At 60.3% G+C, this 14,714-nt stretch carries 11 protein-coding genes; 4 read left to right on the top strand and 7 right to left on the bottom strand.

The window, feature by feature from the left end; all coding sequences use genetic code 11:
* Positions 1-63: 63 nt before the first annotated feature.
* Positions 64-1,137, bottom strand: coding sequence for a 4-hydroxyphenylpyruvate dioxygenase (gene hppD / locus ACMFWR_RS29925; protein ID WP_413196000.1), 1,074 nt, complete (start codon positions 1,135-1,137; stop codon positions 64-66).
* A 233-nt stretch (positions 1,138-1,370) separates the two neighbouring features.
* Between hppD and ACMFWR_RS29920 the strand changes: the two genes are divergently transcribed.
* A complete protein-coding gene (locus ACMFWR_RS29920; RefSeq protein WP_413195999.1) occupies positions 1,371-1,844 on the top strand; it encodes an Lrp/AsnC family transcriptional regulator in 474 nt (157 codons plus the stop codon).
* Positions 1,845-1,948: 104 nt separating this feature from the next.
* Here the strand turns inward: ACMFWR_RS29920 and ACMFWR_RS29915 are convergent, their stop codons facing one another.
* Positions 1,949-2,683, bottom strand: a complete 735-nt coding sequence (locus tag ACMFWR_RS29915) for a TenA family transcriptional regulator (protein WP_413195998.1) — start codon at positions 2,681-2,683, stop codon at positions 1,949-1,951.
* A gap of 10 nt (positions 2,684-2,693) precedes the next feature.
* On the bottom strand, positions 2,694-5,123 hold the full coding sequence (locus tag ACMFWR_RS29910; RefSeq protein WP_413195997.1) for a putative bifunctional diguanylate cyclase/phosphodiesterase: 2,430 nt from the start codon (positions 5,121-5,123) through the stop codon (positions 2,694-2,696).
* An 864-nt stretch (positions 5,124-5,987) separates the two neighbouring features.
* Between ACMFWR_RS29910 and ACMFWR_RS29905 the strand changes: the two genes are divergently transcribed.
* Positions 5,988-6,281, top strand: coding sequence for a DUF1330 domain-containing protein (locus tag ACMFWR_RS29905; RefSeq protein ID WP_413195996.1), 294 nt, complete (start codon positions 5,988-5,990; stop codon positions 6,279-6,281).
* Between the two features lie 182 nt (positions 6,282-6,463).
* Here ACMFWR_RS29905 and ACMFWR_RS29900 read toward each other — a convergent pair whose 3' ends face one another.
* A complete protein-coding gene (locus ACMFWR_RS29900; RefSeq protein ID WP_413195995.1) occupies positions 6,464-8,005 on the bottom strand; it encodes a CoA-acylating methylmalonate-semialdehyde dehydrogenase in 1,542 nt (513 codons plus the stop codon).
* 111 nt (positions 8,006-8,116) lie between these two features.
* On the opposite strand from ACMFWR_RS29900, the gene ACMFWR_RS29895 reads away from it, so the two are divergent.
* The gene (locus ACMFWR_RS29895) at positions 8,117-9,058 is read left to right on the top strand and encodes a LysR family transcriptional regulator (protein WP_413195994.1); all 942 of its coding nucleotides are present in this window, start codon (positions 8,117-8,119) and stop codon (positions 9,056-9,058) included.
* A 550-nt stretch (positions 9,059-9,608) separates the two neighbouring features.
* A complete protein-coding gene (locus ACMFWR_RS29890; RefSeq protein ID WP_413195993.1) occupies positions 9,609-10,994 on the top strand; it encodes an acetamidase/formamidase family protein in 1,386 nt (461 codons plus the stop codon).
* A 9-nt stretch (positions 10,995-11,003) separates the two neighbouring features.
* Here the strand turns inward: ACMFWR_RS29890 and xylB are convergent, their stop codons facing one another.
* The 3 genes from xylB to ACMFWR_RS29875 all read right to left on the bottom strand — a co-directional run bounded on the left by xylB (position 11,004) and on the right by ACMFWR_RS29875 (position 14,711).
* Complete coding sequence (xylB, locus tag ACMFWR_RS29885) at positions 11,004-12,524, bottom strand: xylulokinase (protein ID WP_413195992.1); 1,521 nt, start codon at positions 12,522-12,524, stop codon at positions 11,004-11,006.
* A gap of 100 nt (positions 12,525-12,624) precedes the next feature.
* Positions 12,625-13,533 carry an AraC family transcriptional regulator gene (locus ACMFWR_RS29880; protein ID WP_413195991.1) on the bottom strand — a complete coding sequence of 303 codons (909 nt, stop codon included), beginning with the start codon at positions 13,531-13,533 and terminating at the stop codon, positions 12,625-12,627.
* Between the two features lie 17 nt (positions 13,534-13,550).
* Positions 13,551-14,711 carry an ABC transporter ATP-binding protein gene (locus ACMFWR_RS29875; RefSeq protein ID WP_413195990.1) on the bottom strand — a complete coding sequence of 387 codons (1,161 nt, stop codon included), beginning with the start codon at positions 14,709-14,711 and terminating at the stop codon, positions 13,551-13,553.
* Positions 14,712-14,714: the final 3 nt, after the last annotated feature.

Below are 14,714 nucleotides of genomic sequence, written 5' to 3'. Positions count from 1 at the left end.
TGCCCCTGCATCCGGACGTGGACACCCACTTAACCGGGATGCCGCCCGAAGCAACCAGGCCTATCAAACCTTCAACACACCTCGATCGATCTGATCGCGCTCGATCGATTCGAACAGCGCGCGGAAATTGCCCTCGCCGAACCCGTCATCGCCCTTGCGCTGAATGAATTCAAAGAACACCGGGCCCAGCACCGTCTTCGAAAAGATCTGAAGCAGCAAACGCGGTGAACCGTTCTCGACTTTGCCGTCGAGCAGAATGCCGCGCGCTTCAAGCTCGCCGACAGGCTGGCCGTGACCCGGTACCCGTTTCTCGAGCGCGTCGTAGTAGAACTTGTTCGGCGCCGTCATGAGCTCAACGCCGGACGCGCGCAGCTTGTCGATGACCTCAAGCAGGTTGTCCGCCAGCAGCGCAATATGCTGAATGCCCTCGCCATTGAACGCCATCAGAAACTCTTCGATCTGACCGCCGCCCTTGGTCGACTCTTCGTTCAGCGGGATGCGGATCTTGCCGTCGGGCGCCGTCATCGCACGCGAAGTCAGGCCCGTGTACTCCCCAGAGATATCGAAGTAGCGGATCTCGCGGAAATTGAAAAACTTCTCGTAGAACTTGGCCCAGTGCGCCATGCGGCCGCGGTACACGTTGTGCGTCAAATGATCGATCAGACGTAGCCCATGACCGACCGGATGCCGATCGACGCCTTCAAGATATTCGAAGTCGATGTCATAGATCGACTTGCCGTCCTCGTACCGGTCGATCAGATAGATCGGTGCGCCCGCAATGCCCTTGATGGCCGGCAGCTTGAGTTCCATCGGACCGGTCGGGATATCGATCGGCTCCGCACCCAGCATCAGCGCACGCGCATAGGCCTGATGCGAATCCTTGACGCGAAAAGCCATGCCGCACGCACTCGGGCCGTGTTCGGCCGCGAAATACGCGGCGCGGCTCGTCGGCTCCCGATCGACAATGAAATTGATGTCGCCCTGGCGATACAGCAGCACATCTTTCGAGCGATGCCGGGCCACCAGCGTAAAGCCCATGCTTTCGAACAAAGGCTCGAGCACATTGGGCTCGGGCGACGCGAACTCAACAAACTCGAACCCACGCAGGTTCATCGGGTTATCGAACAAATCGGTCATGTCGCAACTCCGGCACAAGGGTCATGTGGGTCGGCGCATCGTGGCCACGCAATTCTGTTGCGCGGACTCAGCCGGCCCGATTCGAACGCGGAATTCGCCATTCGCTCCATGAAACCGGTCTCGATACGCTCTTGGATACCTAAAGTGTAGTCAGACTGACGAGAAATATGATTTCATTCTTCGTCGCGATCACGCGCGCAAGTGAACGAATATTTCGAAAAAGAGGCAATACGATGATGACCATCGCACTCGACAGGATCGATACCAAGCTGCTGGGTGTCCTGCAGGACAACGGACGCGCAACCAATCTCGAGCTTGCCGAGGCGATCAATCTGTCGCCGGCACAGACATTGCGACGGCATCGCCGGCTCGAGGAAGCCGGCTTGATCCGCCGCTATGAGACACGCCTCGACGCGACCGCGCTCGGTCTCGGGGTCGTGGCCTTCATTCAGGTCAAGATGGAGCGCGGGCATATCCGCGATCTCGGCAAATTCATCAAGCTCGTCGTCGAATTGCCGCAAGTGCTGGAGTGCTTTTCCGTCACCGGGCAGACCGACTACATGCTGAAGGTTGTCGAGCGCGATCTGAAGTCGCTGTCGAGCTTTCTGCTCGATACCTTGATGCGAATCCCGGGCGTCAGCTCCGTCAATTCAACGGTGTGCCTCGAAGAACTCAAGAGCACGAGCGCATTGCCTTTGCTGGGATGACGCGAACACCACGTGAGCCCGGCGCACGGACAATAGAAAAGGCAAACAAAAAAGGCCGACGCGAAGCGTCGGCCTTCCATGCGGGATGCGCTATCCGCAGCGCCTCAGAAGCACTCGTCCAGGCTCAGCTTGAAATAACGGTAGCTCATGCCCACCGCACGCTCGATCGCATAGACGTCGCGTGATGCCGGATGACGCCCGAGCAGCGCCGTTACGATCTGCAGCGCTTCCCAAGGATGCGTGTCATCGTATTTCGCATGCATATGCAGCCAGCGCATCGACGACTTGCGCGTCGACTCCTCGAAGCCATTCGCATAGTCATCGGTGCTGCATACAAAACCGGCCCATTCGCCCGTCACGCCTTCGATCGCATAGTTCGTCGCGGCCATGCCGACAGCGAGCGAATCGCCGTGACTGCTGCGCCAGCACCAATGGCTCAGCGCAAGCGCTTCAGGCGTTTGCTTGTCGGCAAGCAGATCCTCTTTGGTCAGCCCGTGACCCGCGGCCCAATCGACCCAGTAATTGGCGTGGTTCTGCTCGACGCGCAAATTGCGCGTCAAAAACCGCCGTGCCATGTCCTGACCTTCGCTTCGACCCCACGACAGCTTGGTCAGGTTCATCGCCATGTACTGCGGAAACTGCTCGACAACCGGCCATCCGTTAAGCAGGAACGCATGCGCTTGCTCCTGGCTAAGGCGGCCTTCCTGCATCAATGCAAAGATCGGATGATCCAGAACCTCGTTTTTCAGCTCGGAAGTGCGACCGACAACATCGACGACCCACTGAGGATAGCTGGCGATATCCATGAGATCGCCAGTCAGTTCTAATGTTGAACTCACGTCGTTTTTCCTAACTTAGCGTTTCGGCACTCGTCTCACAGACCCACGGCTGCGGACGACCAAAGTAGTACCCTTGAACATAGTCGACCCCCATCTTCCTGAGCGCCATCAACGTATCGCGATCCTCGACGTATTCTGCGATGGTTTTTCTTCCCATCGAGTGCGCGATATCGTTAATGGCCGCCACCATCTCCTGATCGACGGGGTCGCTGAGCATATCTTTAATGAAGCTGCCGTCGATCTTGAGGTAATCCACAGGAAGGCCCTTCAGATAACCGAACGACGACATGCCTGCACCAAAGTCGTCGAGCGCAAAGCGACAGCCGCGATCCTTAAGCTCTGAAATAAATTGGCCCGCAATACCGAGATTTGCAACCGCAGTGGTTTCAGTTATTTCAAAGCACAGGCTTTGCGGCCGTACGCCGGACTGCGTGATCTGCGCGAACAGATAATCGATAAAGCGCTCGTCGCCGATCGACGCGCCCGACAGATTGATCGCAAACTCGACACGCGGGTCGTTCGGCAAGCTGCGGATGCGCCGCAGACTTTCCTTGACGACCCATCGGTCGATCGCGGACATCAAACCGTACCGTTCGGCTGCCGGGATAAAAGCGCCCGGCGCGATGATGCTGCCGTCTTCGTCCACCATACGCAACAGAATTTCGTGGTGGTGATGCTCGACTCGACGATCAGGATCGAAATCGTCGCTCGTGCGGCAAATCGGTTGAACGTAAAGCCTGAAACGATTCTGCGCGAGCGCATCGCGAATGCGCCCTGCCCACGACACTTGTCCGACCTGCCTCGTGAGTTCACCGTCTGTCGACGACGCGATCTGCACACGATCACGGCCGCGCGCCTTCGCCATATAGCAAGCGACATCGGCATACCGAAGCGCGAGCTTGGCATCGCTGAGCGCATTGACTCGGAGGTCGACAGCACCAATGCTCGCCGTCGCCGTCAAATGATGCGTGCCCCATGTCCATTCAAAAGCAGCAAACGAGCGGCGAATGGTTTCCGCGCGCTCATGAGCGGTTTCATACTCGCGCGTTGCCAGCAACAATCCGAATTCGTCTCCACCCAGCCGGCCCGCCAGTTCGCCCGGCTCAAGACCCGCCGCGATGAACTGCGCGATCTGCTGCAACATGACATCGCCGGCCGCATGACCAAAGCTGTCGTTGACCGTCTTGAACTGATCGAGGTCGAGCACGATCAGCGTCGTCAGCCCGTTCTTCTCGTCTGCAGCACGCGCATTCACGACTTCTCCGAGGCGATGCTCGAACGCTTCGCGATTGAGCAGCCCCGTGAGTTTGTCGTGCGTCGCCTGCCACGCAAGGTTCTCGACGTACTCGCGATGCTCCGTCATGTTCCGAAGCAACAGCACCACCCCGGAGGGTGCGTCGTTGAAATCGCGCAGCACCGAGGTCACTACCTGCACGTACGTCGTCGCGCCGCGATGCGTGTTGAGCTGCAGCTCGACCGGACCCGAGGGCGACTCGTCGGATGCAAACGCCTCGCGGATCAGATCGACCAGTGTCCCGTCATGCTCGTCGCGAAACGACGCCAGCGTGGCGAACGACTGGCCCAGCGCAGCGCCCGGCGTTGTGTCGAGCAACCGTTCCGCAACCGGGTTCAGGAATTCAACCACCCCCGAAGGGCGCAGCGAAATGACCGCTTCGCCGATGGAACCCAGCATGGCCCTCGCACGCGCTTCGCTCGCACGCAGCGCCTTTTCCTTCGAGAGCACCGCAGCCAGATAACGCCGCGCGTAGATCCCTGACAGCGCGGCAAGAATCAATGCAACGGCCACATTGGTCACCAGCAGCAACGTCGCGACTTTTCTGAACGCTGAACTCAACACGTTTGAAAATGCCACCGAAATCGGTGACACCGTTTCATTGATGCGCTCGAGTTCGGCCATGAGCCGGTCGATGTCGTCGGGCCCCGGCCGCGGACTCTTGAGTTCGGCCTGAAGGCGGTCACCGACACTCGCCATGCTGTTGATCAGGGTATCGCCTTCGCTCCAATAGCCTAACGCGGTCTTGAAGTCGTCGAGATGACGGAAGGTGCGGAACACCCAGATCACGCCGTCGACGTCGCCCGGAAAAATGCCGCTGAAGATGAGGGCCTGGCGTGCCGCCGCGACATCAGGCGTGTCCCGATCGAGTGCGAGACGCGCGCGCTGAAGCGCAAGGGGGCGTGCAATCGCCGCCTGATATTTGTCGAAGGTCGGTCCGTCGCCCGTGTGGCCGTACATGCTCAGATAGAACACGGCGTCCTTCTGGCCTTTGGACCATGTGCTCTCCCCGCCGATGTACGCGCGCACCGACGACATGATCTGCAAGCTCACTGAGGCAAGCGCGACCATCAAGACGACGACCACCAGAAACGGCCAGGTCGCCCTGAGCAGTTGCCGGTTCGTCGCCCTGTCCATCCCTCGCATAGGCGCCCTCTTGATTTTTTGAGTTGTCAGTGGGTCCTGCAATCTGCGCGCGCTCGTATCTGTTCGCCAAGCGGTATCACACTGGCACCCCTGCACCAGCATGGCCTACGAACAATGACGGCAGATCGATAGCGGGGATAAAGGGGGGTTAACCACGAGCAGCCTGTCGCGTGCTCAAGGGTCCCCGTGATTCCGCTCTGTGCGCACAGTCGGACGGCATCGCGCAGGATTGGCCCCATGCGCGGATGCATGCGTGGGGCAGAATAACCGTGCCGTTTCAAACTGTCGAGAAGAGGCTGATAGCGCAAAGCATCGCTGTGGGAAAAAACGCCGAAAGCGTAGCAATCTCAGTAACAATTACCTTTCGATAGACTAACGATTGCAAATGCATACTGATTGCGTGCCGATGTATGCCAGGTCATGCAGTGAGCAATCGATGTATCTGTAATTTTGACCGACACGTATCCGTATCGGTATTTCAGTCTGCACGTCGAAAGAACACAAACAAGACGAAGCAAGCAAGCCAAGATAAAGACGGGTCAGGACGAGCTGGCCAGCGCAGAAACTCACGCGTTGGCAACGCCCTCATCGCGTCCTCATCAATGCGATATGTTCATCGCCCCACCACGACGCGCAGAGACCCCTACTGATCTCTGCACGCACAGCCTCCTGGGGAGCAGGCCGCCGACCCTACTTCGGTTATGGCTTTACCCGGCCATCGGCCATTTTTTCCATTTCTTGCTATGCTCGCCCGCGACACGTTCACGCTGCCGGGCCGCACACGACGGGCTCGATCGCCCGGCCAACGCAGAGCGGAGCTTTCCCGTCCCACGGGTTCCCCCACACATTGTCTGGAGTACAACAATGGCTAAAGGCTATTGGGTCGTCACCTATCGCAAGATCAGCAACCCCGAACAGGCTGCGGAGTACAGCAAACTCGCCGGCCCGATCATTCGTGAGCACGGTGGCCGCATTCTGACGCGCGGTCCTGCAGCGGTGGCCTACGAACTCGGACTGACCGAGCGCGTCGTCATTTCCGAATTCGAAAGCGTTGCGAAAGCTGTCGAGACCTATGAGTGCGAGGCATACAAGCACGCGCTAGAGGTACTGGGTACCGCCGCGGACCGCGACTTCCGGATCGTCGAAGGCGTCGAGTAAGCGACCTGCCTCGAAGGCCGGGTAGCAATAAAAAAACGCCGCATGGAACGCATGCGGCGTTTTTTCTTCGGCAGTGCCAGTCAACGTCAGCGTCAGCGTCGGCGGCGAGCACATCGCATAACCAGCGACACACATTCGACCCGGGTCCCCAAGCGAGAACCTGTCGTCACCACCGGCCGTTCTTACTTCGCAGTCGGCATCGCGAACTCGGCACCCTTCTCGATGCTTTCGGGCCAGCGCTGCATGATCGACTTCTGCTTCGTATAGAAGCGCACGCCTTCTTCGCCGTACGCATGCATATCGCCGAACAGGCTGCGCTTCCAGCCACCGAAGCCGTGCCATGCCATCGGCACGGGAATCGGCACATTGATGCCGACCATGCCCACTTCGATACGGCGGCCGAATTCCCGTGCGATCTGGCCATCCTTCGTAAAGACCGCGACACCGTTGCCGAATTCGTGCGCGTTGACCAGGTCGATCGCATCGCCGAAGTCCTTCACGCGGACGCAACCCAGCACCGGTCCGAAAATCTCTTCCTTGTAGATGCGCATGTCGGGTGTCACATGATCGAACAGGGTTCCGCCTGTGAAGAACCCGTGTTCGTGACCCGCGACCTTGTGACCACGGCCATCGACCACCAGCGTCGCGCCTTCTTCGACGCCGAGTGCGACATAGCCCTCGATCCGCTCGAGCGCCTGCTTCGTGACGATCGGTCCCATTTCCGCATCGGGTTCCATACCGTTCTTGATGACCAGTTGCTTCGCGCGCTCAGCAAGGCGCGGAATGATCTTGTCTGCCACATCGCCGACGAGCACGGCCACCGAGATCGCCATGCAGCGCTCGCCTGCTGAACCATAGCCCGCACCGATCAAGGCATCGACGGCCTGATCGAGATCCGCATCGGGCATCACCACCATATGGTTCTTCGCGCCACCCAGTGCCTGCACACGCTTGCCGTGCTTCGCGCCGGTTTCGTAGATGTAGTTGGCAATCGGTGTCGATCCGACAAAGCTGATCGCACGAACGTCGGGGTGCGTGAGCAGCGCGTCGACGACGACCTTGTCACCCTGCACGACGTTGAACACACCGTCGGGCAACCCGGCTTCCTTGAGCAGGCGAGCCATGAACAGCGACGCCGATGGATCACGCTCGCTCGGCTTGAGCACAAAGGTATTGCCTGCCGCCAGGGCGACCGGGAACATCCAGCACGGCACCATGCACGGGAAATTGAACGGCGTGATGCCCGCAACCACACCAAGCGGCTGACGCACCGTCCAGTTGTCCATGCCCGTCGATACCTGCTCGGTATGCGCGCCCTTGAGCAATTGCGGAATACCGCACGCGAATTCGATCACGTCGATGCCGCGCGCGACCTCACCCTGCGCATCCGAGAACACCTTGCCGTGTTCGGCGGTGATGATCGCCGCCAGTTCATCGCGGTGCTGGTTCATGAGTTCGAGGAAACGGAACATCACGCGTGCACGGCGAATCGGCGGCGTATCCGCCCACTTCGGAAACGCTGCACGCGCACTCGCAACCGCCGCCTCGACGTCCGACACCTCGCCCAGCACCAGCGTACGTGCTTCCTCACCCGTCGCCGGGTTGAACACCGGTTGCGTGCGCCGCGCTGCGCCGCGCGCAGCGGCGCCCTGAATGAAGTGTGCAACGTCGGCCGTGTCCGTAAAGGGGGCTGCCGCGTAGGAGGTCTTGACCTGGGCTTCCATCGTGAATCGTCTCCGGTGTGAGGGAATCGTGAAGCAAGTGTAGAAACCCGCCGTCGAAGCGCATAGACTCGGGCCCTGAACTTATTGTTTTCTATCGTGAACAATCAAGGCATGGATTCGCAAAAAATAGAGAACCTCTGGACGCACCTGCACTGGCTCACGATGCTGGCCGAACAAGGCTCCTATACGCGTGCTGCAGCGCGGCTAGGCGTGAGCAAGGCCGCCATGAGCCAGCGCATTGCGGAACTCGAGCGTGCAGCAGGCATTTCACTGGTGCAGCGCACCACGCGCAGCGTGCGCCTCACCGAGGCCGGTCAACATCTCGTCGACAGTACGCGCGGGCAATACGAACAGATCGCGGCAAGCTTTGCCGGGGTGCGTGAGCTGGCCGGCGTGGCGCGCGGACTCGTTCGCGTGACGGCCCCCGTTGCGTTTGCACGGCAACAGCTCGGGCCGAGAATGTCGGCGTTTCTGCGCGCAAACCCCGAGGTGCGCGTGCAACTCGAGGTGTCGGACCGACTCGTCTCCCTGGCGACCGAGGGGTTCGACCTCGCGATTCGTCACAGCGCGCAGGCACCGGAAACACATGTCGCGTGGAAGCTTTGCGACACCCGCTCGGTCATCGTCGCGACTCGCGCCTACCTCAAGCGTCGCGGTCGCCCGGAGCATCCGTCTGAACTGAGCGACCACGATTGCCTGTTCTATCCACGCGCAGCGGGCCCTGCGATCTGGACCTTCGAACCGAAATCGGCACGCAAGGCCAAAGCCGGCCCGGTTGCCGTGACCGTCAGTGGCCCTTTTGCCGCCAACAACAGCGAGTCGCTGCGCGATGCGGCCACCGATGACCTCGGTATTGCACTCGTGCCGGATTTCAGCGCACAGGCTGGCGTCCAGGCCGGCAAGCTCGACCTATTGCTCGACGACTGGCGGCCAGTCGGGGCTTTCGCCGAGCAGCTGTACGTGGTGCGTCCGTATGCGCCACACGTGCCGCGCGCGGTCGCGCTCTTTATTGCGTATTTGCGCGAAGCTTTCGCAGATGGGTTTCCGCTTTAACGATATTATTGAATGCGCACCACGATAATCGGTGAAGATTTAATTGATTTGCCTTATATCAATTTTAATTAAACCGATTTACTTTTACCGGAAAACAATCATGGAACATCTGCACGATTTAGGCAGTCATCAATAAACCAATCACAATGACTTCACATTCGAAGCATAACTTCATCGTCAACAAGCAAGCGCGTAACGCCATCAATATTTTCTAAGCGAAACTGCGGCATTTCCAGCGTTTTGACCAGGCCACAACGTACCGTAGCACTGTCAAGTATCTGGCTTATGTCATGCATGTATCACATTGTATCGCATGCGATTTAATCGATTACGCTTGACATGAAAAAATGAATTGAACATGATTCAGTCCAAGCGATTGCCACGCACTACTTTATTCAACGCCCAACAATCTCGCGCCATTCCGCGCAAATGATTCTGCTGAATAAAACACCTCGCGCTTTATAAACATGCTGCGAGCGGTTATCGGGTTCACGCAATCGCCCATCCAGTTCAAGACCGCCGAATGGCATTCGGCACACGGAGATTTACCATGGCGAACACGACCGCGAATCCATCCCTCAACCCCGACGCATCCGCCGCGACCCATACGCCGGATGGCGCCACGCCCCGGACAACGCAAGGCGCCGTGCCCCGTCTTCGCGTCGATACCTACACCAACGGATTGCTAGGCCCGAGCCAGCCGATGCTCGGCCCTCTTGCGAACGGCGGCACGCTGATCGCCGGGACGCCACCCGGATGCTGGGGCCCGATGATCACCCCCGCGTTCGAGGGCGGCCATGAGGTGACTCAGCCCGTCGCGATCGAGGGCGCTGAAATCGGCGACGCCGTCGCGCTCACGATTCAACGCCTGCGCGTGACATCGACGGCGACGTCATCGGGCGTCATGGAATTTGTCGAAGGGCGCTATCACGGCGATCCGTTCGTTGCCAAATTCTGCGCTTCGTGTGGCACGGAACACCCTGCGAGCCACGTCGACGGCATCGGTGCGGACGCGATTCGCTGCAGCCAGTGCGGTGCCGAGGTCAATGCGTTTCGCTTCAGACATGGCTATGTGATCGTCTTCGATGAGGCCAGTCAGGTGAGTCTGACCGTCAATCAGGACATCGCCGATCGCCTCGCCGGCAAAGCGTCGCTCATGTCGGCATTGCCCGAGCTTGCCGCGCAACATTCAATCCTTTCGCTTGCGCGCGCCGACATGCCTGGCGTGGCGGCTCCGATGCGGCCGTTCCTCGGCAATATCGGCACGACGCCGTCGCGGGATCTGCCCGACTCACACAACTGCGCGGATTTTGGCCAGTATCTCGTCGGCGCCCCCCATCGCTACGCGCTGACGAGAGACGAGCTGCATGCAGCCAAGACAGACGGACACATGGATACGAATTCCGTGCGCGAAGGCGCGATCCTGATTTGCCCGGTCAAGGTTCCGGGTGCCGGGGTCTACCTTGGCGATATGCACGCTCAGCAGGGCAACGGAGAAATCGCGGGGCACGCGACCGATGTATCCGGCGAGACTGAAGTGACGGTCGAGGTCATCAAGCACCTCAAACTCGAGGGTCCGATTCTGCTTCAGAACCTCGACGACTTGCCGCCGATGGCGCGTCCGATGACTGCGGAGCAACGGCAAAAAGTGGCAGAACTCGGCGCGCGCTGGGGTCAGCATGAGATCGAGGAAACCGGTCCGATCACGTTTATCGGCAGCGGCGAGAACCTGAATGCCGCCGTCGAAAACGGGCTGCGCCGCGCGGCGCAAGTTACCGGGCTCCAATACGAAGAGGTGCTCAATCGCGCAACGATCAACGGCTCGATCGACATCAGTCGCCTGCCCGGAACGATCCGCGTCACGTTCCTCTGCCCGCTCGAGATCCTTGACCGGATCGGCATCGGCCATCTCGTGCGGGAAAAATACGCGCTGTAAACGCGCCCCTCAGGCCGGCATCGCAAACTCGGCGCTGAGCGCGCGATACAAGCGCCGATAGCGCTCAAGCCGGCCGCTCAGTATGTCGCTACGCATCGTGCCGGCGTCGCGTGTTTCGATCACGCGAGGCGCCACGCAGACATCCGACGGCGCTTCGTGCGTGACGGCGAGCCGCGCGAGGCGGGCTGCGCCAAGCGCCGCACCGACTTCGCTGCCTTCGTGACGGCGCATCGAGATGCCAGTCGCATCCGCGCAGAGTTGTGCCCAGAACGCACTGCGCGACCCGCCACCCAGAATCGATGCGTGTGAGAGGGTCGTACCTGCCCCCTGGAGCGCGGCATAGCCATCGGCCATCGCGAACGCGACGCCTTCCATCACGCTATAGGCGAGATGCGAAGCATCGTGCGAGCCGGTCAAGCCGTAGAACACGCCCTTTGCGTTCGCATCGTTGTGCGGTGTGCGTTCGCCGCTCAGATACGGCAGGAAGATCGGCGCGGTGGCGACCGCTTGCGACACGGACTCCGCCGGGGCGTTCGAGGCAGCCGACTCAGGTAAGCCGCCGACGCGTTCCGCCGCTTCGACGAGCGAAGCCACATCCACCTTCAATGTCGCAGCCAGCCAGCTCAGACTCGAAGCAGCCGACAGAATCACACTCATCTGATGCCACTGTCCGGGCAGGCAGTGGCAAAACGCGTGGACGGCCTGCGCCGGGTTGGGCGCGAAGCGATCCGTGCCGGCAAACAAGACGCCCGACGTGCCCAGCGACAAAAACGCATCACCCGCGCCCGCCACGCCGATTCCCACTGCGCTTGCAGCGTTGTCGCCGGCACCACCGCACAGTGTCACCGCCGCATCGATACCCCACTCCCGGCGCAAGTCGTCGCGCAACGACGATGCCGCGTCGCTGCCTTCGACAAGGCGGGGCATGTGATCACGCGACAACCCCGTCGCCTCGAGCATCCGGTCCGACCAGTCACGACGCGCGACATCGAGCCACAGCGTGCCTGAAGCATCGGACATCTCCGACACGAACTCGCCGCTCAGGCGCCACGCCACATAGTCTTTGGGCAGCAACACCTTGTGTATTGCACGGAACACCGCAGGCTCGTACTTCGCAAGCCAGAGCAACTTGGGCGCCGTAAATCCCGGCATCGCGAGGTTGCCCGTGATCGTTCCGGACTCCGGCACGAGCGTTTCAAGCTCGACGCACTCCGCATATGAGCGCGTGTCGTTCCAGAGAATCGCCGGACGCAGCACCTGCCCGCCCTTGTCGAGCAGCGTCGCACCATGCATTTGTCCCGACAGGCCGATGCCGCGAAGCGCCTTGAATGGCACCGGGGCCTTCGCGCGCACTTCGGCAATCGCGTCGACCGTGGCGTGCCACCATGCCTGCGGACTTTGTTCGGACCAGTGTGGGTGGGGCGTATCGACGCGCAGTCTGACGGCGCCGCTCGCGATGATCGTGGAGTCCTGTTCGGTCAGGATAACCTTGACCTCGGAAGTGCCGAGGTCGATGCCGAGGAACGTCAAGTGGATGTCCGTAAAAAGCAGAAGAGGAATGTCCGCCAGTGGGTCAGGCCGCCATCGAGCCGCCCGCTCAAGCGACAATCAAGCGCCAATCAGGCAACAATCAAGCGGCGATCATGTGTTCTTTGACGGTGAGGTCTTTGACGGCAAGCTCGTTGAGCTGATGCAATGCACGGAACCGCGACGGCGGCATGCCCTTCGCGGTAAGAAACTGCCGATTGAAGTTCGACAAGTTATTGAAGCCGATCCGGTAACAGATATCGGTGACGCTCAGATTCGAGCACATCAGCAGTTCACAGGCCTCGTTAATCCGCAGGCGGTGCAAATACTGCATGAATGTGCAGCCCGTGTTCTTGCGGAAGAAGCGCGTAAACGTGCTGACACTCATGCCCGCGAGCTCCGCGACGTCGGCCTCTCGCAGGGTGCCTGCCACGTTCTGCTGGATATACGAAAGCACCTGATTGATCGTCGACGACATATAGCGCTGCGCCTTGACGTCGTAGGCCGGCCCGGCAAGCAGCGTGCGGTCTGCACTGCTCATCAGTTGCTCGAACAGCGACATCAGCAGGCCGACGCGATGCGGCCCGTGCGAGGTCGACAACTCCACCATCAACGGGGCAATCGCCGCGCCGAGCGCATCGGGAAACTGAATGCCGCGCGACGCCTCGTCGAGCAGACCCAGCACCGGCTGAAGCTCCGGAAACGCGGACACCATGCGCTCGACCGCCTCGCGAGAAAACTGCAGCACATAGTCACGCGAGGGCACCGTTACGCCCTCGCCGGTATCGCAGATCCAGTTATGCGGGAGATTCGGCCCCGTCATCACCAGATTGCCCGGCGCAAAATCACCGATATAGTCCCCGACAAAAAACTTCCCTGTCGACGCACGGATCACATGCACTTCGTATTCCGGATGGAAGTGCCATTTCGCAACCGTGTGAGGATAGTCATGGACCCATGCTCGGAACGACTCGTCCTTGCGTGTGTGCACAAGTTCCAGATCGGGGTTCATACCGGCTCTCCTGCGCCTCACCCAATCGCGTGGGCGACGCGTGTTCTCTGTGTCTCTTGTTGTTTCGTTCCGGCGTCGCGCTCCAACGCGACATTCAGCTCGCTCTGCGCATCGAAGACGTGCAGGTCCGCCTCACGGAATTCGAACATCACCACGCTATTGAGCGCCGGCACGGCATCTGAAGGAATCAATGCCGCGACACGTTCACCCGCGCAATCGAACGTGACCAGCGCTTCCGCGCCGAGCAACTCCACCAGTTCGACCGTGCCGCGAATCTGCCGCAAATCGCCGTCCGCCTCGCGCGTCACCACCCGGATGTAGTTCGGGCGAATCGCAAGTTTGACCGTCTGCCCGTTCTGCAACCGGCTGAACCGGCCCGCCTTGAGCGGCCAGCGCTGACCGACCGCCTTGACGAACACACCGTCGGCGCCACGCTCCACCACGCCGGAAACCACATTCATCGCCGGCGTGCCGATAAATCCTGCCGCAAACAGCGTACGGGGGGAATGATATAGATCAGACGGTGTTCCTGCTTGCTCGATCAATCCGCCCTTCATCAGCACCACGCGATCGGCCAGTGTCATCGCCTCGAGCTGGTCGTGGGTCACATAGACGGTCGTCGTCTTGAGGCGTTGATGCAGCCGCTTGATGTCGCCACGCAATTGGGCACGCAGCTTCGCATCGAGATTCGACAGGGGCTCATCGAACAGGAACACGGCGGGCGTCTTGATCATCGCCCGCGCGATTGCCGCGCGCTGTTGCTGCCCACCCGACATTTGCCGGGGCTTGCGCTCGAGCAGCGTGTCGAGATTGAGCAGCGATGCGACGTCGCGCACGCGCCGGTCGATCTCGGCCTGAGCCACCTTGAGGCGACGCAGACCGAATGCAATATTGTTGTACACCGTCATATGCGGGTACAGCGCATAGTTCTGAAACACCATGGCCACATTGCGTTCACGCGCCGGCACGTCGTTGACGACCTTATCGCCAATCGACAATTCGCCGCCCGAAATGCCTTCGAGCCCGGCAATCATGCGCAGCATCGTCGACTTCCCGCACCCCGAAGGCCCGAGCAGCACGACAAACTCGCCGTCGTCGATCTGCATATCCAGCGGATGCAAGACCGGTGGTCCGCCGTCGTATTGCTTGGACAACCCTTTGCAAGCGATCTTGGCCATGGC

The sequence above is a fragment of the Pararobbsia alpina genome, from assembly GCF_965118125.1.
Lineage (GTDB): Bacteria > Pseudomonadota > Gammaproteobacteria > Burkholderiales > Burkholderiaceae > Pararobbsia > Pararobbsia alpina_A.
This window is presented reverse-complemented; position numbering and strand designations above follow the sequence as displayed.

Coding starts and splice junctions, on each gene's coding strand:
- hppD (WP_413196000.1), bottom strand. CDS start 1,137: ATGACCGATTTGTTCGATAACCCGATGAACCTGCGTGGGTTCGAGTTT.
- ACMFWR_RS29920 (WP_413195999.1), top strand. CDS start 1,371: ATGATGACCATCGCACTCGACAGGATCGATACCAAGCTGCTGGGTGTC.
- ACMFWR_RS29910 (WP_413195997.1), bottom strand. CDS start 5,123: ATGCGAGGGATGGACAGGGCGACGAACCGGCAACTGCTCAGGGCGACC.
- ACMFWR_RS29905 (WP_413195996.1), top strand. CDS start 5,988: ATGGCTAAAGGCTATTGGGTCGTCACCTATCGCAAGATCAGCAACCCC.
- ACMFWR_RS29900 (WP_413195995.1), bottom strand. CDS start 8,005: ATGGAAGCCCAGGTCAAGACCTCCTACGCGGCAGCCCCCTTTACGGAC.
- ACMFWR_RS29895 (WP_413195994.1), top strand. CDS start 8,117: ATGGATTCGCAAAAAATAGAGAACCTCTGGACGCACCTGCACTGGCTC.
- ACMFWR_RS29890 (WP_413195993.1), top strand. CDS start 9,609: ATGGCGAACACGACCGCGAATCCATCCCTCAACCCCGACGCATCCGCC.
- ACMFWR_RS29880 (WP_413195991.1), bottom strand. CDS start 13,533: ATGAACCCCGATCTGGAACTTGTGCACACACGCAAGGACGAGTCGTTC.
- ACMFWR_RS29875 (WP_413195990.1), bottom strand. CDS start 14,711: ATGGCCAAGATCGCTTGCAAAGGGTTGTCCAAGCAATACGACGGCGGA.